Origin of the sequence: Rhizobium sp. WYCCWR 11128 (assembly GCF_013416305.1) — a bacterium.
Lineage (GTDB): Bacteria > Pseudomonadota > Alphaproteobacteria > Rhizobiales > Rhizobiaceae > Rhizobium > Rhizobium indicum.
The window spans coordinates 1-19,780 of the sequence record NZ_JACCEZ010000006.1 but is presented as its reverse complement, the minus strand read 5'-3'; the positions used below and the strand labels follow the sequence as shown (position 1 = coordinate 19,780).

The 19,780-nt window shown below is 62.3% G+C and carries 16 protein-coding genes and 1 pseudogene; 12 read left to right on the top strand and 5 right to left on the bottom strand.

All coding sequences use genetic code 11. The annotated features are described in order from the left end of the window. Positions 1-24: 24 nt before the first annotated feature. The 7 genes from HX898_RS19070 to HX898_RS19040 all read left to right on the top strand — a co-directional run bounded on the left by HX898_RS19070 (position 25) and on the right by HX898_RS19040 (position 6,883). Positions 25-1,035 (top strand): substrate-binding domain-containing protein, encoded by a 1,011-nt coding sequence (locus HX898_RS19070; protein WP_180195405.1) that lies wholly within the window; start codon positions 25-27, stop codon positions 1,033-1,035. A 42-nt stretch (positions 1,036-1,077) separates the two neighbouring features. Further along, a complete protein-coding gene (locus HX898_RS19065; protein ID WP_180195404.1) occupies positions 1,078-2,352 on the top strand; it encodes an ABC transporter substrate-binding protein in 1,275 nt (424 codons plus the stop codon). 72 nt (positions 2,353-2,424) lie between these two features. Beyond that, positions 2,425-3,276 carry a sugar ABC transporter permease gene (locus tag HX898_RS19060; protein ID WP_180195403.1) on the top strand — a complete coding sequence of 284 codons (852 nt, stop codon included), beginning with the start codon at positions 2,425-2,427 and terminating at the stop codon, positions 3,274-3,276. Further along, positions 3,273-4,130, top strand: a complete 858-nt coding sequence (locus tag HX898_RS19055) for a carbohydrate ABC transporter permease (RefSeq protein ID WP_171597903.1) — start codon at positions 3,273-3,275, stop codon at positions 4,128-4,130. The genes HX898_RS19060 and HX898_RS19055 overlap by 4 nt, the downstream gene beginning before the upstream one ends. A gap of 13 nt (positions 4,131-4,143) precedes the next feature. Then, positions 4,144-5,202, top strand: coding sequence for an ABC transporter ATP-binding protein (locus HX898_RS19050; protein ID WP_180195402.1), 1,059 nt, complete (start codon positions 4,144-4,146; stop codon positions 5,200-5,202). Between the two features lie 19 nt (positions 5,203-5,221). Continuing rightward, entirely contained in the window at positions 5,222-6,490 is a 1,269-nt protein-coding gene (locus HX898_RS19045) for a trehalase family glycosidase (protein WP_180195401.1), read from the top strand. A gap of 117 nt (positions 6,491-6,607) precedes the next feature. Further along, the gene (locus HX898_RS19040) at positions 6,608-6,883 is read left to right on the top strand and encodes a type II toxin-antitoxin system ParD family antitoxin (RefSeq protein ID WP_180195400.1); all 276 of its coding nucleotides are present in this window, start codon (positions 6,608-6,610) and stop codon (positions 6,881-6,883) included. Between the two features lie 116 nt (positions 6,884-6,999). On the opposite strand, the gene HX898_RS19035 is transcribed toward HX898_RS19040, so the two are convergent. The 5 genes from HX898_RS19035 to HX898_RS19015 all read right to left on the bottom strand — a co-directional run bounded on the left by HX898_RS19035 (position 7,000) and on the right by HX898_RS19015 (position 14,829). Beyond that, a complete protein-coding gene (locus HX898_RS19035; RefSeq protein WP_180195399.1) occupies positions 7,000-9,627 on the bottom strand; it encodes an AAA family ATPase in 2,628 nt (875 codons plus the stop codon). Next, positions 9,624-10,748 carry a DNA repair exonuclease gene (locus HX898_RS19030; RefSeq protein ID WP_180195398.1) on the bottom strand — a complete coding sequence of 375 codons (1,125 nt, stop codon included), beginning with the start codon at positions 10,746-10,748 and terminating at the stop codon, positions 9,624-9,626. Before HX898_RS19030 ends, HX898_RS19035 begins: the two co-directional genes overlap by 4 nt. A 390-nt stretch (positions 10,749-11,138) precedes the next feature. After that, positions 11,139-12,785 (bottom strand): acetolactate synthase large subunit, encoded by a 1,647-nt coding sequence (locus HX898_RS19025; RefSeq protein WP_180195397.1) that lies wholly within the window; start codon positions 12,783-12,785, stop codon positions 11,139-11,141. A gap of 420 nt (positions 12,786-13,205) precedes the next feature. Then, positions 13,206-14,558, bottom strand: coding sequence for a C4-dicarboxylate transporter DctA (dctA, locus tag HX898_RS19020; RefSeq protein ID WP_246697939.1), 1,353 nt, complete (start codon positions 14,556-14,558; stop codon positions 13,206-13,208). Positions 14,559-14,613: 55 nt separating this feature from the next. Further along, on the bottom strand, positions 14,614-14,829 hold the full coding sequence (locus HX898_RS19015; protein ID WP_180195396.1) for a hypothetical protein: 216 nt from the start codon (positions 14,827-14,829) through the stop codon (positions 14,614-14,616). 102 nt (positions 14,830-14,931) lie between these two features. Here HX898_RS19015 and HX898_RS19010 point away from each other — a divergent pair, with 102 nt between their 5' ends. From HX898_RS19010 to HX898_RS18990, 5 genes and pseudogenes are all read left to right on the top strand, one after another. Next, the gene (locus HX898_RS19010; protein ID WP_246697938.1) at positions 14,932-16,185 is read left to right on the top strand and encodes a LysR family transcriptional regulator; all 1,254 of its coding nucleotides are present in this window, start codon (positions 14,932-14,934) and stop codon (positions 16,183-16,185) included. A gap of 242 nt (positions 16,186-16,427) precedes the next feature. Continuing rightward, positions 16,428-17,450: an amidohydrolase family protein gene (locus tag HX898_RS19005; protein WP_180195395.1), complete on the top strand. Its 1,023-nt coding sequence runs from the start codon at positions 16,428-16,430 to the stop codon at positions 17,448-17,450. Continuing rightward, complete coding sequence (locus tag HX898_RS19000) at positions 17,450-18,337, top strand: amidohydrolase family protein (RefSeq protein ID WP_180195394.1); 888 nt, start codon at positions 17,450-17,452, stop codon at positions 18,335-18,337. Before HX898_RS19005 ends, HX898_RS19000 begins: the two co-directional genes overlap by 1 nt. Further along, a complete protein-coding gene (locus tag HX898_RS18995) occupies positions 18,328-19,491 on the top strand; it encodes a tripartite tricarboxylate transporter substrate binding protein (RefSeq protein WP_246413282.1) in 1,164 nt (387 codons plus the stop codon). The genes HX898_RS19000 and HX898_RS18995 overlap by 10 nt, the downstream gene beginning before the upstream one ends. Positions 19,492-19,665: 174 nt before the next feature. Further along, positions 19,666-19,780: pseudogene (locus HX898_RS18990) on the top strand (tripartite tricarboxylate transporter TctB family protein); the annotation flags it as partial.

Genomic DNA, 19,780 nt, shown 5'->3' with positions numbered 1-19,780 from the left:
TTTTCTCACCTCGGGAGGAAGATCTTGGCGAATCTCAAACAGCTCGCGCAATCGCTGGGACTGTCGATCACCACGGTGTCGCGTGCGCTCGACGGTTATGCCGATGTGTCGGCCGCCACGCGCGAACGGGTTCGAGAGGCTGCCGACAAGGTCGGCTACCGACCGAATGCTTCGGCCCGCCGCCTCCGCAGGCAGCGCGCCGAACTGGTTGCCGTCACGCTGCCGAGCGATCCCGGCCATATCGGTCCTCCGCATTTCCTCGATATGTTGTCCGGCTGTGCCGAACACCTTGCCGCCGCCGGCCTCAATCTGGTGATTGCGCCGGTGCCGCGCGGCGAGAGCGAGCTCGACATCTGCCGCCGCTTCGTCGATGGCCGCCGCGTCGACGCCATGCTTCTCGTTCGCACCAAGCGGAAAGACGAGCGCGTCGAATTCCTGCAGTCGCGCGGCATTCCCTTCGTCACCAATGGCCGCACCGAAAGCCTGCTGCCCCATCCCTATATCGACGGCGACGGTTTTGCCGGATTCCGGGCCGCGACGCTGCGCTTCCATGCCGCCGGCCACCGCCGCATCGGCCACATCGCCGGCCCGCAGGAATATTACTTTGCACATGACCGCTGCCGCGGCTGGCGGGCGGCGATGGAGGAATGCGGCCTTGCCACCGACCTTTGTGCCGAAGGCGCGCCGCTGGAACAGGGCGGTTATCTCGCAGCACTCGAACTTCTGCGCCAACCCTCGCGTCCGACCGCACTCGTTTGCGCCACCGACGAAATGGCGATCGGGGCACTCCGGGCGCTACGCGAGCTCGATGGCGGCAACCAGATCAGCATTGTCGGCCATGACGACCTGGCGATGGGCTCCTTCACCAGCCCGCCGCTCTCGACCATGCGCATGACCGGTGAAAACCTCGGCGCGAGCTTCGCCTCGCTGCTGCTGCGCGCCATTGCAGGCGAGCCTGCCGAAGAACTCCAGGAGCTTCACGCGATCGAATTCGTCGATCGCGACAGCCACCGCCGTCCGCTTAGGGCGGCATAGACAGCAGTGCATCTCAAACAAAGAACAATGAAGGAGGAGAAGATGAAACATATCATGTCATTTGGAATTCTGGCTTCCACCGTGCTGGCCTTCGCCTCGCCTGTGCTTGCCCAGACGGTTTTCGTGTCCACCCAGCTTCGTCCGATCGAGGAGGCGACCGTCGTGCGCGAGGAGCTGCTGAAGGACGTCGGCTCGGTTGATTACGTGGTCGAGGAGCCGCCGCAGTTTGCCGTCCGCATGGAGGCCGAACGTCAGGCCGGCAAACACACCGTTAGCCTCGTCGGTGCGCTGCATGGCGAGCTCTCGCCGCTTGCCGACAAGGACACGCTCGAGCCGCTCGACGATCTCGCCAACAAGCTGGCCGCGAGCGGCATGCCACAGTCGCTGCTCGACCTTGGCAAGCTCGGCAAGTCGACCCAGCAGTACATCCCCTGGATGCAGGCGACCTATGTGATGGCTGCCAAGAAGGAAGCGCTGCAATACCTGCCTGCCGGCGCCGACGTGAACGCGCTGAACTACGATCAATTGATCGAGTGGGGCAAGAATATGCAGGAGGCGACGGGCCAGCCGCAGATCGGTTTCCCGGCCGGCCCGAAGGGGCTGATGGCGCGTTATTTCCAGGGCTATTTCTACCCGTCCTTCACCGGCGGTGTCGTGCGCACCTTCCAGAGTGCCGATGCTGCCGCCGGCTGGGAAAAGCTGAAGGCGCTGTGGGCCTATGTGACACCGAACTCGACCAATTACGACTTCATGCAGGAGCCGCTCGCTGCCGGCGAAGTCATGGTCGCCTGGGATCATATCGCCCGTCTGAAGAATGCCATTTCCGCTGCACCGGATGATTATGTCGTCTTCCCCGCCCCCGCGGGTCCCAAAGGTCGCGGCTACATGCCTGTCGTCGCGGGTCTCGCCATTCCGAAGGGCGCGCCTGACAAAGCCGGCGCAGAAAAGATCATCGAACACCTGTCCATGCCGGAGACGCAGCTCCTGACCGCCTCCAAGGTCGGCTTCTTCCCGACCCTGAATGTCAAGCTGCCGCCGGATCTCGATGCCGGCGTCGCCCTGCTTGCCGGTGCGGTCACGGCCACCCAGGCTTCCAAGGACGCGGTCATCTCGCTGCTCCCAGTCGGTCTCGGCGACAAGGGCGGCGAGTTCAACAAGGTCTACATGGACAGTTTCCAGCGCATCGTGCTGCAGAACGAGCCCGTTGCAGACGTGCTGAAGACCCAGGGCGCGACGATGGCCAAGCTGATGGCCGATACGAAGGCTGCCTGCTGGGCGCCCGATGCCAAGAGCGACGGCCCCTGCCCGGTCGAATAAATCTACCTGAGAAGCGTCCGGGCGGAATGCCCGGGCGCTCTTCCGACACTCTGCTCGTCAAGGCCGGAGCCGATGACCAATAGCCGACCCTGGATCCCCTATCTGCTGATCCTGCCATCCGTCGCCTTTCTGGCGCTGCTCTTCGTCGTGCCGCTGGTGCAGACGATCTGGCTGGCGGTTTCGGACAATGGCGCGCTGTCGCTCGCGAATGCCGAGCGCATGGTAACCGACATCAATTTCACCCGCTCGGTGAAGAATACCTTCCTGCTGACGATCGCGGTCGTGCCGGTGCAGATCGCCATTGCGCTTGCCATGGGCACGATGGTCGCCAAGGTCGGCCGCGGGCGCGAGACGATCCTGTGGATCTGGACGATCCCGCTCGGCATTTCCGACCTCGCCGCCGGTCTCGTCTGGCTGTCGATCCTGCAGAATACCGGCTATCTGAATTCGCTGCTCTTCGGTCTCGGCATCATCGGCAGGCAGGCAAGCTGGCTCTCCTACCAGACGCCGGTCGCGCTCTTCATCGCCATTGCGGTTGCCGAAATCTGGCGCGGCACGGCCATCGTCATGGTCATCATCGTCGCCGGTCTCAACCAGGTGCCGAAGGAGTTCAGGGAGGCCGCCGAAATTTTCGGCGCAGGCCCGTGGACGCGCTTCTGGCGCATCACCCTGCCGCTGATCCGCCCCGCCCTGCAATCGGCTCTCATCCTGCGCACCGTGCTCGCCTTCGAAGTCTTCGCGGTGGTCTATGCGCTCGGCGGGCGCAATTTCCCGGTCCTCGTCGGCGAGGCCTACAACTGGCAGAATCAGAACCAGAACTACAGCGTTGCTGCCGCCTATGCGGTGCTGATCATGATCATCTCGCTTGCCGCCACGCTCATCTATCTGAAGGCCTTGAAAGTCGATCCGGAGCGCCTGCCATGACCACGGACACCATCAGTACGGCCAAAGACACACCCAAAGCCGCCGGCTTCATCTCTTCACGCCGCTGGCTGCTCTGGAGCGGCATTGCCGCACTCTGTGCCTGGGTGCTGGTGCCGATCTATCTGGTCGCACTCGGGGCGCTCGGCGGCCGCCAGGGCGTCTATATCTGGCCGAAGACCGGTCTTCCCACGGGCATATCGCTCGAGCCCTTCATTCTCTTTCTGAAAACCGAAGGCGTCGTCCAGTCCTTCCTCAATTCGCTGGGCGCAGCCGGCATCACGGTGGCGCTTTCAATCTTGCTCGGCGCGCCGGCAGGTTACGCGCTCGCCCGCTACGATTTTCGCGGCAAGGACAGCTACCGCCTGCTGGTGTTGCTGACCCGCGCCTTTCCGCTGGCAATCCTGGCGCTGCCGCTGACGGTCTCCTTCATCCGGCTCGGCCTCTACGATACGATCGTCGGCGTCGGCCTCATCCATACGGTCCTGGCGCTGCCCTTCGCGGCACTCGTCACGCAAGGGATTTTCCTCGGCGTGCCGAAGGAGTTGGAGGAAGCCGCCTGGGTGTTCGGCTGCACCCGCATCCAGGCCTTCTTCAAGGTGGTGGCACCCTTGGCGCTTCCCGGCATCGTCGCAACCGCGGTCTTTGCCTTCGTCATCTCATGGAACGAGGTTTTTGCTGCCTCGGTGTTGACGGTGCGCAACCGCACGCTGACCGCCTACCTGCTGACCGTGCTTTCGGAAAGCCCGATGCATTACCGCTTCGCCGGGGGCCTGATGCTCATACTTCCCTCGGTTGTCTTCATCTTCGCGGTCAGGCGCTACCTCTTCGCGATCTGGGGCATTTCCTCCAAATAACGGGACCAGAGATATGGCCAATATTGTCATCGACCGCATCCGCAAGAGTTTCGGAGCCTTCCAGGCGCTGAAAGAGGTCTCGCTGACGATCAACGACGGCGAATTCGTCTCGCTGCTCGGTCCGTCCGGCTGCGGCAAGACCACGCTGCTGCGCATCATCGCCGGCCTCGAGACGGCAACATCGGGAGATGTCCGTATCGGCGACAAGTCGGTGATCGGCTTGCCTCCCAAGGATCGCGGCCTTGCGATGGTCTTCCAGAACTACGCCGTCTTTCCGCATATGACGGTCTACGAAAACGTGGCCTTCGGGCTGCGGATGCAGAAGGCCGACGACGCCCGCGTGAAGGCGCAGGTCGAGAAGGCCGCCGGCCTCCTGCATATCGAGCAATATCTCGACCGCTACCCGAACAAGCTTTCCGGCGGCCAGCGCCAGCGCGTCGCCGTCGCTCGCGCCCTTGCCGTCGAACCGAAGGTGCTGCTGATGGACGAGCCGCTTTCGAACCTCGACGCGCTGCTCCGATTGGAAATGCGCACCGAACTCAAGACCGTGCTGCAATCGGCGGGGACCACCACCATCTACGTCACCCACGACCAGACGGAAGCGATGGGCCTTTCCGACCGCATCGCCGTCATGCATGGCGGCGTGGTCGAGCAGGTCGGCCATCCGGTCGAGATCTACAATCACCCGGCGACACGTTTCGTCGGCGGCTTCATCGGCAACCCGCCGATGAACTTCATCCAACTGCCGGTTTCGAACGGCCAGGTGGCGGCCGGTACAGAACGGCTTGTGGCGCCGCAGGAATCCGGCAATCAAATCATCCTCGGCCTGCGCGGCGAGGCCGTCGAACTCGCGCCATTGCCGCAGGGTCTCGAAATGCGGGTGCGCGTTGCCGAGCCGATGGGCTCGCACCTGCTTTTGACCGGTTCGATCCACGACCAGCCCGTCCGTGTCATCCTGCCGGCCTCGGAGACCGTGAAGAGCGGCGAGACGATCGGCCTGAAGCTCGACCAGAAACGCATTACCTGGCTTTCGCCCGAAAGCGGCAAGTCCTTTCCGGCCGTCCTGGCCTAAGAATACCGGAGTACCCCAAATGAATATGCATATCGACCAGGCGAAGCGCATCCTCGCCGTGAACGATCGAGGCGGCTATACCGTGCCGACCGACCGGCTCTATCCCTTTCAGTGGAACTGGGATTCCGCCTTCGTCGCCATGGGCTTCGCGCTCTACGATATCGATCGCGCCTATCGCGAGCTGGAACGGCTGGTCGAGGGCCAGTGGGCGGACGGGATGATCCCGCATATCGTCTTCCACGCGCCAAGCGAAACCTATTTCCCTGGGCCGAACGTCTGGCGCACGAAGCATACGATCCCGACCTCCGGCATAACCCAGCCGCCGGTCTTCGCGATCGCATTGCGCAAGCTGCATGAGGCCGCCGGCAAGGATGCCGAGGTGCGCACCCTGCCCCTCTACGAAGCGGCGTTGAAATGGCATCGCTGGTGGTATTCCGCCCGCGACCCTGAAGGCAGCGGGCTCGTAGCACTCCTGCATCCCTGGGAAAGCGGCAGCGACAACTCTCCTGCCTGGGACATCGCGCTCGCCCGTGTGCCCACCACCACCGATACGCCTGTCGTGCGCAAGGATACCGGCCATGTCGATGCCGACATGCGCCCGCGCGACGAGGATTACCGCCGCTTCATTCATCTCGTCGATACCTATGCCGCCTGTGGCTGGGATCCGGCGAAACAATGGGAAAAGGCGTCCTTCAAGGTCGCCGAGATCCAGACGACCGCCATCCTGCTCAAGGCCGGCGAAGACCTCGAGCACCTTGCCCGCCTGTTCGGCCGGACCGAGGACGCGATCGAGATCGCTGCCTTCAACAACCGCACCCGCAAGGCGATAATGGCCCAATGGCGGCCGGACCTCGCGCGCTTCGTCTCCCGAGACCTGATCTCCGGCGAAGATGTCGAAGCCGCAACGCAAGCCGGTTTCATCCCCCTCCTCTCGCTGGACCTCGACAAGCAGGTTGCCGACGCCCTGATCTCGGAAATGAAGGTCTGGTCCAAGGATCTCAAGGTTGCCTTCCCGACGACCAAACCCGGCATCGCCAGCTGGGAGCCGAAGCGCTACTGGCGCGGCCCCGCCTGGGCGATCATCAACTGGCTGCTGATCGACGGACTGAAGCGCAATGGCCATGCGGATGTCGCCGAAGAGTTGCGGAAATCCACCATCGCGGCGATCGAGACGGAAGGTTTCGCCGAATATTTCGACCCGGTTACCGGCGAAGGCTGCGGCGGCCTCGGCTTCTCCTGGACGGCTGCCGCGTATCTGTGGCTTGAGGGAGGCACAGTCCGTGCTTGAGTGTAAAGCCGCGCCCAGCTGCTACTCTCCGCGATCAGCGCTCCAGGGGTCGCCTACATATAAAGCGTATGATTTAATCATACGGTGTGTTACAAGGAGATAACCGAGGAACACACTATGCGTACAACCCAACCCCTTACCATCACCCTCCCGCTGGAAATGGCGCAGATGGTGAAGGCCAAAGTCAGCTCCGGCGAATATGCGACCGAGAGCGAAGTCATCCGCGACGGCCTGCGCACCTTAGCCGCCCGCGACGCGGCAGTTGAGAAATGGCTGCGCGACGAGGTCGTGCCGACCTATGACGAGATGAAAGCCCACCCCGAGCGCGCCCTCTCCGCCGAGGAAGTCAGCCAGCGGCTCGATGCCCGCATGGCCGCTCACGCCAAGAAATAACGTGTAGTACGAAATACAACGTTATTTTTGCGCTTAAGGCGAGCCACAACCTCGAAAACCAGCCACCGAACCTTCATCCCGCTGCGATCGGGTTTTCGGTGGCTCGGGATCTCTCCCTAATCCGGCTGCCATGGCTGCATGGTGAGCACGTTGCCGCCAAGCTTGGCGAAGGCGCGCTGGCGGCAGGAGAAGACCAGGATCTGCTGGTCGCGCGATTGGTGGTGCAGCGCATCGAACATCCGCTCGATCCGGTCGTCGTCGGAATAAACAAGCGCATCGTCGAGGATGACGGGCGCCGGCCGGCCGTCGCGGGCGAGCAGCCTTGCGAATGCGAGGCGGGTCAGCACCGAGAGCTGCTCCCGCATGCCGCCGCTCAGCCGGTCGACATCTTCGTCCAGGCCGTTGCGGCGCACGATCTGCGGCAGCAAGGTGTCGCCGTCGAAGGTGATCGAGATGTCGTCGAACAGCAAGCCGAGCAGCGGGGCGAGTTCGCTCATGACCGGCTTGAGATAGAGGTCACGCGCCGCTGCGCGCGTCGCTGTCAGCGCCTTGCGCAAGCGATCGAGCACGCCGACCTCCGTCTCGAAACGTTTCACCTGCTCACGCGCCGCTGCAAGCAAATCCCGGCTTTCCAACCAGTTTTCTTCCAGCGCACTGTCCGAGCGGGTGCGGATCTGACCGCCGAGGTCGGCAAGCTCTTCGCGAAGCCTGGCAATTTCGCGGCCTGCGGCGTCGGCGACCGAGCGCGCCCTGGCAAGGGCGGCCTCTGCGCCAGCGAGGTCCCGCCCTGTCCTGCGCAAAGGCCCGGCCCGGAGTTCGACAGCATCGAACTGCTCTTTGGCGTTGGCAAGTTTTACAACAAGGTCCTGCTGCAATTCCGTTCTGCTGGCTTCGGGGCCGATAATCGCCTCGATCGCCTCGCGTTCCTGGCCAAGCCTCGCATGCTCCGTCTGCGCCCGCAAAATCGCCTCGCCGGCCTCGGTGCGTATCACCGACACTTCCCGCGCCCGGTTCCGCGACAGTTCGATGCGCCGCGTCGCATTCGCGAGACGGGTGCTCACCTCTTCCGGGTCGGCGTCGAGTTCGACCGGACCCTGGCTGAGTTCGGCAAAGCGTGCGGCGTCGAGGTGAAGCGCGTCAATGCCATTCGGGGCGAGATCCGCGAGCCGCTGGCGCGCCCGCACCAGTTCCTCCTGCTTGTTCCGCGCGGCAATATCGCGCTGGCGTGCCGCCCGCAGACTGTCGACACCGAGCTTGGCAAGCAATGTTTGGCGCGTGGCTTCCGCGGTCTCGAGCGCCCCGTCCTGTTCTGCCTGCCGGCCGGAATGGATGGTCAGGGTGCCAACGCCTGATATTTCGAGCTTCGCCATCCCGCCAAAGCTTCTATCCTCGCCCCCGGGCAAAGGCTGGCGGTCCATGCTCACCAATCCGGAGGCGTCCTTCAGGTAATCGATCCTGAGCGTGGGAAGGCCGACCTCGGCGGCCGCGCGCAAGCCGATGATCTTGAGATCCAGCGCTTCAAGCCGTTCGATCGCATCGGCAGGAATGGCGAGCAATGCATGTGCAGCCTCGCCATTTTCGATCTGCTGGCGCGCCGCTTCGGCCTGTTCCAGACGCAGACGCACCTCGGCCAGCCGCTCTGCGGCGTGGCGTGAACGGAGCGCTGCCTCCAGCCGCGCAAGCATCTCGCGGTTCACCCGCTCTTCCTCTTCGGCTGCCTGCACCTCCGCCGTTGCGGCCTCACTTTCAACAAGCGATGCCGCGCGTTGCTCGGCTGCATTTGAAAGCTGTTTTTCCGCCACGGCGAAACGCCGCGCGAGTTCGCCGCTGCGGTTCAATGCCATGTGGAAGCGGTCGAAAGCCTGCTGCGCCTCATCGCGGCGACTGGCGGCCAAAGTAGCCTCGGCGTCGAGCGCTTTGAGCTCCCTGTCATGCAGTTTAGCGGCTTCGAGCACCGACTCGGCATTGGCAATCGCCGTCTTCCGGCCGGCCTCCTCATCAGGGTTTTCCAGCTCGCTCAGTCTCGCCTGCGCTGAGCGGCGGCGATCGAGCGCGCCGTGCAGCATCTCCACCTCCTTGGCCAGCCGCGCCTCCTCGTCCTGCAGCCGGTCACGCTCGTCGAGAGCGGCGGCAAAGCGGCCGCCGGCCTTCGGCCGGAGCGTCGCGGTGACCAGGCGATTAAGTTCTTCCTCGCAGGCTTCGAGCACCGCCGACATGCGCCGTCCGCCGGTCAGCGCTTCCACCTCGCCCTGGACCGAGGTCAGCAGGCTTTCGCGCACCCGCTTGTCGTTCTCTTCCTCGCTCTTGCTGCGATTTTCGATGCCGGTGACGCCCTGCCGCACCCAGAGCAGGCCTGCCGGGCCGGAGGTTCCGCCGGAAATGAGATCGCCGATGAAAGCCTCAGCCTCGTCGGCCTGGGCGACGATCCGGCCGCTGCCGAGATCGGTGACGCTGGCGCGCCGTCCACCATGGAACTGCTTGGTCAGGCGGTAGCGGCCGGCCTCGATCGTGATATCGGCCTCGACGATCGGATTGCCGCCGCTATAGGGGCGCAGCATCTGCACGCTCTTTGGATTGCCGCTGTGCGGCTGGAAGAACAGGGCATGCAGCGCCTCGAAACAGGTCGATTTGCCATGTTCGTTGGCAGCGCTCAGCACATTGACGCCGTCGGCGATTCCTTCGACGGATATGCCGCGGCCGGCGAAGCGTTTGACATTGTGAAGGCGAAGAGCGTTGAGTTTCATCGATCGATCGCCTCGCAATAGGAAAACAGGCGGATCAATGCCTCGCGCGCCACGCCCCTGTCATCGCCCGAGCAGGATTGATCGAGGCTTTCGGCAAGCAGCAATTCCGCAGCATCGCGCAGCGCGCCGGCTCGGTCGATGGTCTCGAGATCATCGCTCTCGCAGTCGGTCCCCAGAAGGTCGGTATCGATCTCCAGATGCGCAAATTCCGGCGCGACCTGTTGCAGCAGGCTGGTCATTGCTGTGCGCCCGTTCAATCGGGCACGGCCGGACAGCGCGACGCGCAACAGGGTTTGTCGCCGCGCGAACGGTTCCGGCAGTGCCGCCTTCAGCGCTTCAACACCGTCTTCCGATGCCAGCAGGGGAAGGTGCAATGTCTGCCAGGAAAAGCTGGCGGTCACTGCTGCCGTCGTCGTCGGCATCGCTCCCTGCCCGGCAATCGAAACGATCATCGCCTGCCCCGGCCGGTCATGCTTGAAACGGTCCGGCTCGGGCGCGCCGCTGTAATATGTTCTGGCGTCCACTGCCACCGATCCGTGCCAATCGCCGAGCGCCATATAGTCGAGGCCGGCCAGCGCCGCGCGGTTCGGCGCAATCACGTTGGTGGCCGTGGCATCCTCCGAAAATTCCTGGATAGGGCCATGGGCGAGGCCGATGCGGATAGCGCCGTCCGGCGTGGCGGCACCCGTCATCCATTCGGTCAGGTCGCGCCCCGGCCTCCTGGTCGTGCAAGGCGCCGGCAGCAGCATGATATCAGGTCCAAGCGGAAGGGGCGCCGCTTCCGTCGCCAGGATGACATTGTCGGGCACCACGCCGCGCGCAGCACTCCACAGCTGGTCCGCCAGCAGTGAATCGTGGTTGCCCGGAAGCAGAACCCATCGCAGCGGCGTATTCTGGGCCATCTCGCCAAGCGCCTGGCGAAGCACGGAAGGCGTCGGCGTCTCGGTATCGAAGGTGTCGCCCGCAAGCAGGATGACACCAGCCCCATGCTCTCGCGCCGCACCGGCAAGCCTGGCGATCACGCCATGCCGCGCCTCGCGCAGGCGCCCTCTCAAATCCTCCGGAAGATTGCCAAACCGCTTGCCAATATGAAGGTCCGAACTGTGCAGGAAGGAAAACATTAACCAGCCATGTTTGCGATGCGCCGCGAGCTTTCGAGCATGGTCTACAGCGCCCGCGTCTTTTCAGACGCGCGGCAGTAGGCCTCGTCCGCAGTCTCGTGATTCCGCTGTTCCGGGACAGACCATGCCTCCCGTCAACAGGCGAGGCAAGCCTATCCTGGCCGAACAAGCTGTTATCCAATGCTTGTCTAATTTTGAGTGATGTTTGACACCGTATCCACACCCGTTCACGGATGAGGACCGCTGCTGATACCGCCCCAGAACCTCCGGCGGAATGCCGCCTGATCCTAGATAACTCCGTTGAGTACCATCATCGTGTCGTGCCCATCTCTTCCATCGTGCCGCGTATCGCGGTCGAACGCCTATGGACCTTCATGGCGGGCGGCATCCTCAGGCCTCCAATATCGCGGGGAGCCGTTCGCGAAGCTCCTTTACCAGCACGCGTTCATTTTCCGAGTAGTCGACCGGGACGTTCACCAGATGGACGCCACCTCCTGAGAATGCCTCTTCGAGAACCTGTTTGAACTGGGCGATATCGTCGACCCTGCTTCCCCTGGCGCCGTAGGATTCCGCATATTTCACGAAGTCGGGATTGCCGAAGGTCATTCCGAAATCCGGGAACTCGTCCACCGCCTGCTTCCAGCGGATCATCCCATAAGCATTGTCCTCGATGACAAGAACGACGAGGTTGAGCTTCAGCCGGACGGCGGTCTCGAGTTCCTGGGAATTCATCATGAAGCCGCCATCACCGCAGATCGCCATGACCCGCCGCTCCGGGTAGAGCATCGAGGCAACCATGGCCGAAGGCAGCCCCGCTCCCATCGTTGCAAGAGCATTGTCGAGCAGCAGCGTGTTTGCCATCCGCGTGCGGTAGTTGCGGGCGAACCAGATCTTGTACATGCCGTTGTCGAGCGCCAGGATGCCATCATGCGGCATCACCTCTCTTATATCGTGAACCAGGCGCTGTGGCGTGAAGCGATCCTCCGTCGCCCGCGCGGCGATGCGCTCGAGAATGCGTTCCCGGAGATGAAGAAGCGCCTGCGCGTTTGGCAGCTTGCCCTCGAGGCGATCCGCCAGCGCCTTCAGCGAAGGGCCGATGTCGCCGATGACCTCGGATTGCGGGAAGTAGACCTGCTCGACGGTCGCCGGCTGATATCCGACATGGACGACCTTCGGGCCGCCCTTGCCCATGATGAACGGTGGCTTCTCGATCGTGTCGTGCCCGATCGTGATGATGAGGTCGGTCTGTTCGATGGCCTCGTGGACATAATCCCGCTCCGACAGCGCGGCGGTGCCCATATAAAGTTCGGTTCCGCCGGGAACCGTTCCCTTCCCCATCTGAGTGGTAAAGAACGGAATGCGCGTGCGGATCACGAATTGCGCGATGTCGGAGGTCGAGCGGGGACGGGAGGCGGCGGCCCCGAACATCAGAAGCGGACGTTTGGCTGCGGCGATGAGGGCGGCGGCGCGATCGAGGGCCGCATCGCTTGCCGTCGGCAGTTCGAGCTGATGCGGCGCAATCAGCGCCACCTCCTGGCATTCTTCGGCCGCAATATCTTCCGGAAGCTCCAGATGCACCGGCCCCGGCCTTTCCTCCTGGGCGATGCGGAACGCCTCCCTGACCGTCGTCGGGATCATCTGCGGTGACACGATCTGCCTTGCGAGCTTGGTCAGCGGCTTCATCGACGCGACAACGTCGACCACCTGGAAACGCGCCTGGCGGGACGAGAGGATCCCCTTCTGACCGGTGATCATCACCATCGGCATCGCACCGAGCAAGGCATAGGCGGCACCCGTCGAGAGGTTAAGAGCACCAGGCCCGAGCGTCGTCAGGCAGACGCCGGGCTTTCCTGTCAGGCGGCCATAGGTCGCCGCCATGAAAGCTGCTGCCTGCTCGTGTCGGGTGAGCACGAGCTCAATCGACGACTTGCGGATGGATTCGACGACGTCGAGGTTCTCTTCGCCTGGGATGCCGAAAATGCGGTCGACACCTTCGTTCTCAAGCGCTGCCACTAGAAGATCGGAGCCTTTGGTCATGGATGTGTGCCCGTGCTGTTTGATGCGAGACTTCCAAAAAGGAAGGTCTCTCGAAGATATGTTCTTTTCCGGGGCTGTCCATGCGTTCGGCGGCATCGGCGGTTGTCCTCAATCCCGCCGAGAATTTGTAGATAGGTTTTGCCGCGGGATTAAAAAAGCTCTCCGCAGTTCAGCCCGGCATTTCCCGCCGGCAGCACGCAGATCCGGCCTCCGGTTTTCCTTGGTGAGATTTGCCGGTGGTCGCTAGCAAAGCGCGCGCGCTATGCCGATGTGCTGTGTGTTTTGTGAATTGAAAGCCACGCTCGGCCGGATTTTACCAAAGACGACCGGGCTTTGCCCTGCACTCGCAAAGCATGGAACATGCAACACGCTGGTTTCCAATAGGATAGATCGCAGACCGGAGCTGAGTCTTTCACCGTGTCACAACGCAGCGGCGGCGATTTGGTGCCTGGCGCGCAAGCGGCCGTTGCCGATAGTGGTGGCCAGTAGCTGCTCGTCAAGCTTGCCTTCCCATTTGGCGACCACGACGGTGGCAAGCGCATTGCCGATCAGATTAACAAAAGTCAGCCCCTCGGCGAGGATGCGGTGAATTCCGAGGATCAACGCGATGCTGGCGACCGGAATGGTTCCGGTGGTATTCAGGGTTGCCGCCAGCACAACGAACGCCGCTCCGGCGATGCCCGCCGCTCCCTTCGAGGTGAGCAGCAAGACTGCGATCAGGCCGAGTTCGTGCCAGAAGGTTAGATGTGTGTTCGTCGCCTGTGCCAGGAACACCGCGACGGTGGTCAGATAGAGGCATGTGCCGTCGAGATTGAACGAATAACCGGCCGGGATGACGAAGCCGACCACGCTTTCCTCACAGCCGGCCTTACGCATCTTCTGGATGAGGCGCGGCAGCACCGTTTCGGTCGAGGTGGTCGCAGCGACGATGACGATTTCATCCCAGAGATAGCCTAGCAGCCGCCACAGGCTGACACCGCACCAATGGGCAACGCTGCCGAGGACGATTGTTGTGAACAAGGCGCAGACGACGAAGAACTCGACGATTAACTCGCCCAGCGACCAGAGCGAGGCGGTGCCGAACTGACCGACGGTAAAGGCAATTGCGCCAAAGGCCCCGAGCGGCGCGAAGTACATGATGTAGCCGATGATCTTGAAGAATCCTTGCGAGGCGCTTTCGATCACCTGGAACACGGGGCGTCCGCGTTCTCCGATGGCGGCGATGGCGATACCGAACAGGACAGAGATAAACAGCACCTGCAAAACGTGTCCTTCCGTCAGCGCGCTGGCGAAGGTGTCAGGGATGATGTCAAGGAAATAGCTTGAAATGGACTGATCGTGCGCCGTCGCGAGATAGGTCTTGATCGATGCGGTATCGATTGCGGCAGCGTCGATGTTCATGCCCTCGCCCGGACGCCACAGATCGACTGCGATCAGTCCGAAGATCAGCGCCAAGATCGTGATCGCCTCGAAATAGATGATGGATTTCAGCGCGACACGCCCGACGCTCTTCATGTCGTTCATGCCGGCGATACCATGCACAACGGTGACGAAGATGATCGGTCCGATCATCATGCGGATCATTTTGATGAAGGCGTCGCCGAAAGGTTTCATCGCCACCGCAGTGGCGGGCGCGAAATGACCCAGCAGGATGCCGAGCAGCGTCCCTGCCAGCACCTGAAACCACAACTGGCCAAAGAGGCCAAATCGGCCCGCCGGTTTTTGCGTCTCACCCACAGGTGTCATCGTTTTACTCGCCTCCAAATATGTCATGATTTATTTCCTCCCAAGCCGCCCGCCTGGCCATGATGTCCCATCTTTCAATTGTTCAATGGCAACTGCACCGTCCAATTGGCGCGCCCGGCCGCCCCGAAACGGTGACTGCGGAAGCAGCGATGCGGGCACCCGCAAAGATCGGCCGCAACCAACCGGTCAGCGGTCCCGTGCGTCCCTGCGCATCGTGGACGATGGCCACTCCGGCATCTGCCAGGCCGTGGATGATGGCGGCATCGGCGCGTTCGATCTGGGTAATCACGTCGGGCATGCTCGATCCTCATTCCTGTCTTGGCTAGGAATTAAGGGAGGGACTATTGAGCCGCAAAGCAAACTTGATTTGCGCACCGGTCATAAGCTGTGCTGAAGTGTGATGATGATTGCACACCGCGAACTCAACCTTCGCCACCTCGAGGCCGTCGCTGCCGCTGCGCGGCTGGGCAGCATCAGCAGCGCGTCTCAGACCATGAATTTGTCGCAGCCTGCTCTGACCCAGGCCGTTGCCAAGGTCGAGGCGCAGCTTGGCCATGTGCTATTCGATCGCCAGCCGAGCGGCGTTACCAGCACTGAGGCGGGGCGCTTGATCACGGCCCGCATCGAACGCGCGCTCGCCTATGTGGCGCGCGGCGGCCAAAGCGTGCGACGTGGTGCCCGCTTGCCGCCGCTGCCCCATATCGAACGGCGCATCACTTTTGGACAATTGCGCGCGCTAATCGCGGTCGATCAAGCGGGGAGCTTTGCGCTGGCATCGAAGCGAATTGGCCTGTCTGAACCGGCATTGCATCGGGCGAGCCGCGATCTGGAACAGTTGCTGGGCGTGCCGCTTCTCGTCCGTCAGGGGCGTACCGTCCAGCCGACGGCGACGGCCGCCGTGTTGCTGCGGTTCGCCCGTCTGGCGCAATCGGAGCTGGAGGCTGGGTTCGACGAATTGGAGGCACTGCGGTCGGAGGGCGCCGGACGTGTCACTGTTGGTACCATGCCGCTGGCGCGTGCAATCCTGTTGCCGCAAGCATTGGCTCGTTTCGCTCGCGCCTATCCAATGGCGTCGGTGAACGTGGTGGAGGGGCCATATGTGGAACTGTTGGCCAGACTTCGCGAAGGCGAGATGGATCTGCTGATCGGGGCAATGCGCGACCCCCCGCCGGTCAAGGACATCGCTCAGGAACCACTGTTCATCGATGATCCGGTGATCGTCGGTCGCGCCGGACATCCCCTGCTGTCCAAGCCGGGATTTGCCTTCTCGAGGCTATTGGATTTCCCATGGGTTATCGCCGCAACGGGCGCGCCGGTGCGTCATCGGTGGGAGGAGATGTTCACAGAGCACGGCCTTGAGCCGCCACGGCTACGCATCGAATGCGGTTCGGTTCTGGTGGTCCGCGGGCTGATGCTGGAGGACGATTGGTTGACGCTGATGTCGCGCGACCAGTTCCTGTTCGAGCGGCGTGCTGGCCTGCTCAGCGAAATCGCCGGCGCTGGGCTGTCGTTGCGTCGCCAGATCGGCCTCACGGTGCGCGATGACTGGCGTCCGACACAGCTGCAAACGGCATTCACGGATATCTTCCGCACGGTTTGTGCGCAGTGGACTTCAGGAAAAGCAATGGAGCGTGAACCCTTCCGATATGCCTGATCGTCGTCCGGTTCGTTAGAACGGGGCATGAGCAAACACCAAACGATCGCATTCACCGGTTTTGGAAAGCCTTCGGAGGCTTTCCGTAGGGGCTGGCGCCCGCGCCGGCTGCGACCTCGAGCGAATGCTGGTCCAGGGGCTAAGCCGCGCCACCGCCGGCTGGCTGCCCATGCCTTCCCCTTCGACCGCTGGATTCGCTGCCGAGGCGAACGCATCTTTGCCGCTACAGGAACCTCAAAGCTATGATCATCGACTGCCACGGTCACTACACCACCGCTCCGGCGCTCCATAGCGAATGGCGAGCACGACAGGAGGCTGCCATCAAATCGGGCGGCGATATCGATCCCGCCTATCCAGACATTTCCGACGATGAGATCCGCGAGACCATCGAGGCCAACCAGCTGCGCCTGCTGCGCGAGCGCGGCGCCGACATGACTATTTTCTCGCCTCGGGCTTCGGCGATGGCGCCGCATATCGGCGGAGAATTGGTGGCAAAGGTCTGGGCGCGCCGTTCCAACGATTTGATCAAGCGCGTGATCGATCTCTATCCCGAGACTTTCGTGGGCGTTTGCCAGCTGCCGCAATCCCCTGGGGTCTCGATCGCCAACGCGATCGATGAACTGGAGCGCTGCGTCAACGAGCTCGGCTTCGTCGGCTGCAATCTCAATCCCGATCCCTCCGGCGGCAAGTTCGATTCGCCGCCGCTCACCGATCGCGCCTGGTACCCCTTCTTCGAAAAGATGGTGGAACTCGACGTTCCCGCGATGATCCACGTTTCCGGCAGTTGCAATTGTGCGATGCATGCGACCGGCGCCTATTACATTGCCGCAGACACCATTGCCTTCATGCAGTTCGTCGAGGGCGACCTGTTTGGGGATTTCCCCTCGCTGCGGTTCATCATTCCGCATGGCGGCGGAGCCGTTCCCTATCACTGGGGCCGTTATCGTGGCCTCTCCGACATGCTGAAGCGGCCGCCGCTGGTCGAGCACGTGATGAAGAACGTCTATTTCGATACCTGTGTCTATCATCAGCCGGGCATCGACCTGTTGTTCGAGGTGATCGATGTGGAAAACATCCTGTTCGGATCGGAAATGGTTGGCGCAGTGCGCGGGATCGACCCGCAGACGGGTCACTATTTCGACGACACCAAGCGCTATATCGAGGCTCTGACGATATCCGATGAGGACAAGCGGAAGGTGTTCGAACTCAACGCGCGCCGCGTCTATCCGCGTCTCGATGCACAGCTCAAGGCACGGGGGCTGTGATGGCAAATTTCCAGATGGATCCCGATTGGCTCCGCTATCATCCCGACCCGAGCAAGCCGCGCTACATTCCGCCGCCGGGTGCAGTGGATGCGCATTGCCATGTCTTCGGGCCTGGGGATGTGTTTCCCTATGCGCCGGAGAGGAAATACACACCCTGCGATGCGGGCAAAGAGCAACTGTTCTCCCTGCGTGATTTTCTCGGATTCGAGCGCAACGTCATCGTCCAGGCGACATGCCACGGCGCCGACAATCGTGCCCTGGTCGATGCGCTGCATGCGGCCGGCGATCGTGCTCGCGGGATAGCGACGGTGCGCGACACGGTGACGAACGGGGAGCTCGCGGCACTGCATGACGCAGGGGTGCGCGGCGTGCGCTTCAACTTCGTTCGCCGCCTGGTCGACCCGAAACCGGATGCCTATTATCGTGCGATCATCGACCGTATCGCACCGCTTGGCTGGCAGGTGGTGATCTATTTCGAGGCGGCCGATCTCGAGGAGCGCTGGGACTTCTTCACCTCGCTACCGACGACCGTCGTCGTCGACCACATGGGCCGGCCGGATGTCTCCCAGCCTGTCGATGGCCCGCAGTTCGGCCGCTTTATCCGCTTCATGACCGAGCATGAAAATGTCGTCAGCAAGGTGAGCTGCCCGGAGCGACTGTCGCGATCAGGTCCACCGAACTACGACGACGTCGTTCCGTTTGCTCGGACGCTGGTCGAGCGCTTCCCGGACCGCGTCCTGTGGGGCACCGATTGGCCGCATCCCAATATGAAGGACCACATGCCCGACGACGGCGCGCTGGTGAACATCATCCCGCGCATCGCGCCGTCCGAGGAGCTTCAGCGCAAGCTGCTGGTTGAAAATTCCATGCGGCTCTATTGGCGGTAACCCGCCTTCGGGAATGGCCGGGCGACGCATCCCACGCAGGTGGTGGGCGGCAATCTGGATGCGCAACGCATTCATGCATCGGTTGTACGGACATCGCTGCGTGCATCGACATCTATCAAGAGGAGGAGATTAGGAACATGAGCATAGGACAACAAGTGAGCACGCCATCCCGGCGGATCGTAACATTGATGAAATCGATAATCCCGGCGATCGTTCTAATACTCGCGATGGCGGTGGAAGCACCGGCGCAGGAGAACGACTATCCGAGCCGCGAGATCAGTCTTGTCATTCCGTTCGGCCCTGGTGGAATTGCCGACATCACTGCGCGCATCGTCGCGGATTCTCTCGGCAAAAAGCTTGGGAAACAGATCGTAATCCTGAATCAGCCTGGCGCGGGAGGATCGGTTGCCGCACGGGTGGCGCTGAATGGGGAGCCAGACGGATATACGCTCGCTCTGCTGTCGAACGGAACCGCAATCAGCGTTCCGTTGTTCAAAAACCTGCAGTTCGATCCCGTCGCCGATTTCGTTCCGGTATCCAGCCTCGCCTACTTCGACTTCGTATTCGTGACCAAGGCGGATGGCAAATTCAAGTCCCTCAAGGATATTCTCGAAGCGGCCCGCGCAAACCCGGGCGCGCTCAATGTCGGGACGATTAATGTCGGGAGCAGCCAGAACCTTGCGGCCGAACTCTTCAAATCGACGGCCGGAGTGGACCTCACGATCGTTCCCTACAAGGGCACGCCGGATCTTCAAGTTGCCCTTCTCGGTGGGGAGCTTGACCTGATCATCGATAGCCAGACGGCGCTAAAGGCGGCACTCCAGCAGAACCAGGCTGCTGCGATTGCATCATCTGGCTCCACCCGTTCTATCCTCTTGCCGGACGTTCCGACGGCCCAGGAAGAAGGCGTAAAAGGGTTCGATGTCACGTCCTGGAACGGTATCTTCGCTCCCGCCGGCACACCGCAGGCCGTCGTGAACAAACTGAACACGGCGCTCGTCGAGGTTCTTGGCGACCCCGACGTCAAGAAGCGGTTTGCGGATCTCGGCGTCGAGGCCCGTTCCAGCACGCCGCAAGAAATCGGCGATCGTCTGAAGGCTGATATCGACAAGTGGTCAAAGGTCATAAAGGATGCGGGCATCGTGCGGCAATAGATCGTAACGCGTCGGCCAACTATGCCCAACCCTCATCCACGTCGCATCCTTCTCTCCTTTCCAAGGGGAGAAGTTTCGCAACGGCCTGCGCAAGGGCAGTACCGGTAGATTGTATGCGTCCCGCCTCAGAGAGGGATGTTTGATCTCGCGTCGCCTTTAACGCCAGGAGACACCATGAAATCCATCAGTTTCGATACCACCAATGCGATTTGCGGCGCGCTTTTCGTCGCGACCGGCGCTTTCTTCGCCATCCAGTCGCTGGGGCTCGACCTCGGCACGACGGTGCGCA

Bases quoted from the DNA above. Each gene is read 5' to 3' on its own strand.
- HX898_RS19065 (WP_180195404.1), top strand. From the start codon at position 1,078: ATGAAACATATCATGTCATTTGGAATTCTGGCTTCCACCGTGCTGGCC.
- HX898_RS19060 (WP_180195403.1), top strand. From the start codon at position 2,425: ATGACCAATAGCCGACCCTGGATCCCCTATCTGCTGATCCTGCCATCC.
- HX898_RS19055 (WP_171597903.1), top strand. From the start codon at position 3,273: ATGACCACGGACACCATCAGTACGGCCAAAGACACACCCAAAGCCGCC.
- HX898_RS19050 (WP_180195402.1), top strand. From the start codon at position 4,144: ATGGCCAATATTGTCATCGACCGCATCCGCAAGAGTTTCGGAGCCTTC.
- HX898_RS19045 (WP_180195401.1), top strand. From the start codon at position 5,222: ATGAATATGCATATCGACCAGGCGAAGCGCATCCTCGCCGTGAACGAT.
- HX898_RS19040 (WP_180195400.1), top strand. From the start codon at position 6,608: ATGCGTACAACCCAACCCCTTACCATCACCCTCCCGCTGGAAATGGCG.
- HX898_RS19035 (WP_180195399.1), bottom strand. From the start codon at position 9,627: ATGAAACTCAACGCTCTTCGCCTTCACAATGTCAAACGCTTCGCCGGC.
- HX898_RS19030 (WP_180195398.1), bottom strand. From the start codon at position 10,748: ATGTTTTCCTTCCTGCACAGTTCGGACCTTCATATTGGCAAGCGGTTT.
- HX898_RS19025 (WP_180195397.1), bottom strand. From the start codon at position 12,785: ATGACCAAAGGCTCCGATCTTCTAGTGGCAGCGCTTGAGAACGAAGGT.
- dctA (WP_246697939.1), bottom strand. From the start codon at position 14,558: ATGACATATTTGGAGGCGAGTAAAACGATGACACCTGTGGGTGAGACG.
- HX898_RS19015 (WP_180195396.1), bottom strand. From the start codon at position 14,829: ATGCCCGACGTGATTACCCAGATCGAACGCGCCGATGCCGCCATCATC.
- HX898_RS19010 (WP_246697938.1), top strand. From the start codon at position 14,932: ATGATGATTGCACACCGCGAACTCAACCTTCGCCACCTCGAGGCCGTC.
- HX898_RS19005 (WP_180195395.1), top strand. From the start codon at position 16,428: ATGATCATCGACTGCCACGGTCACTACACCACCGCTCCGGCGCTCCAT.
- HX898_RS19000 (WP_180195394.1), top strand. From the start codon at position 17,450: ATGGCAAATTTCCAGATGGATCCCGATTGGCTCCGCTATCATCCCGAC.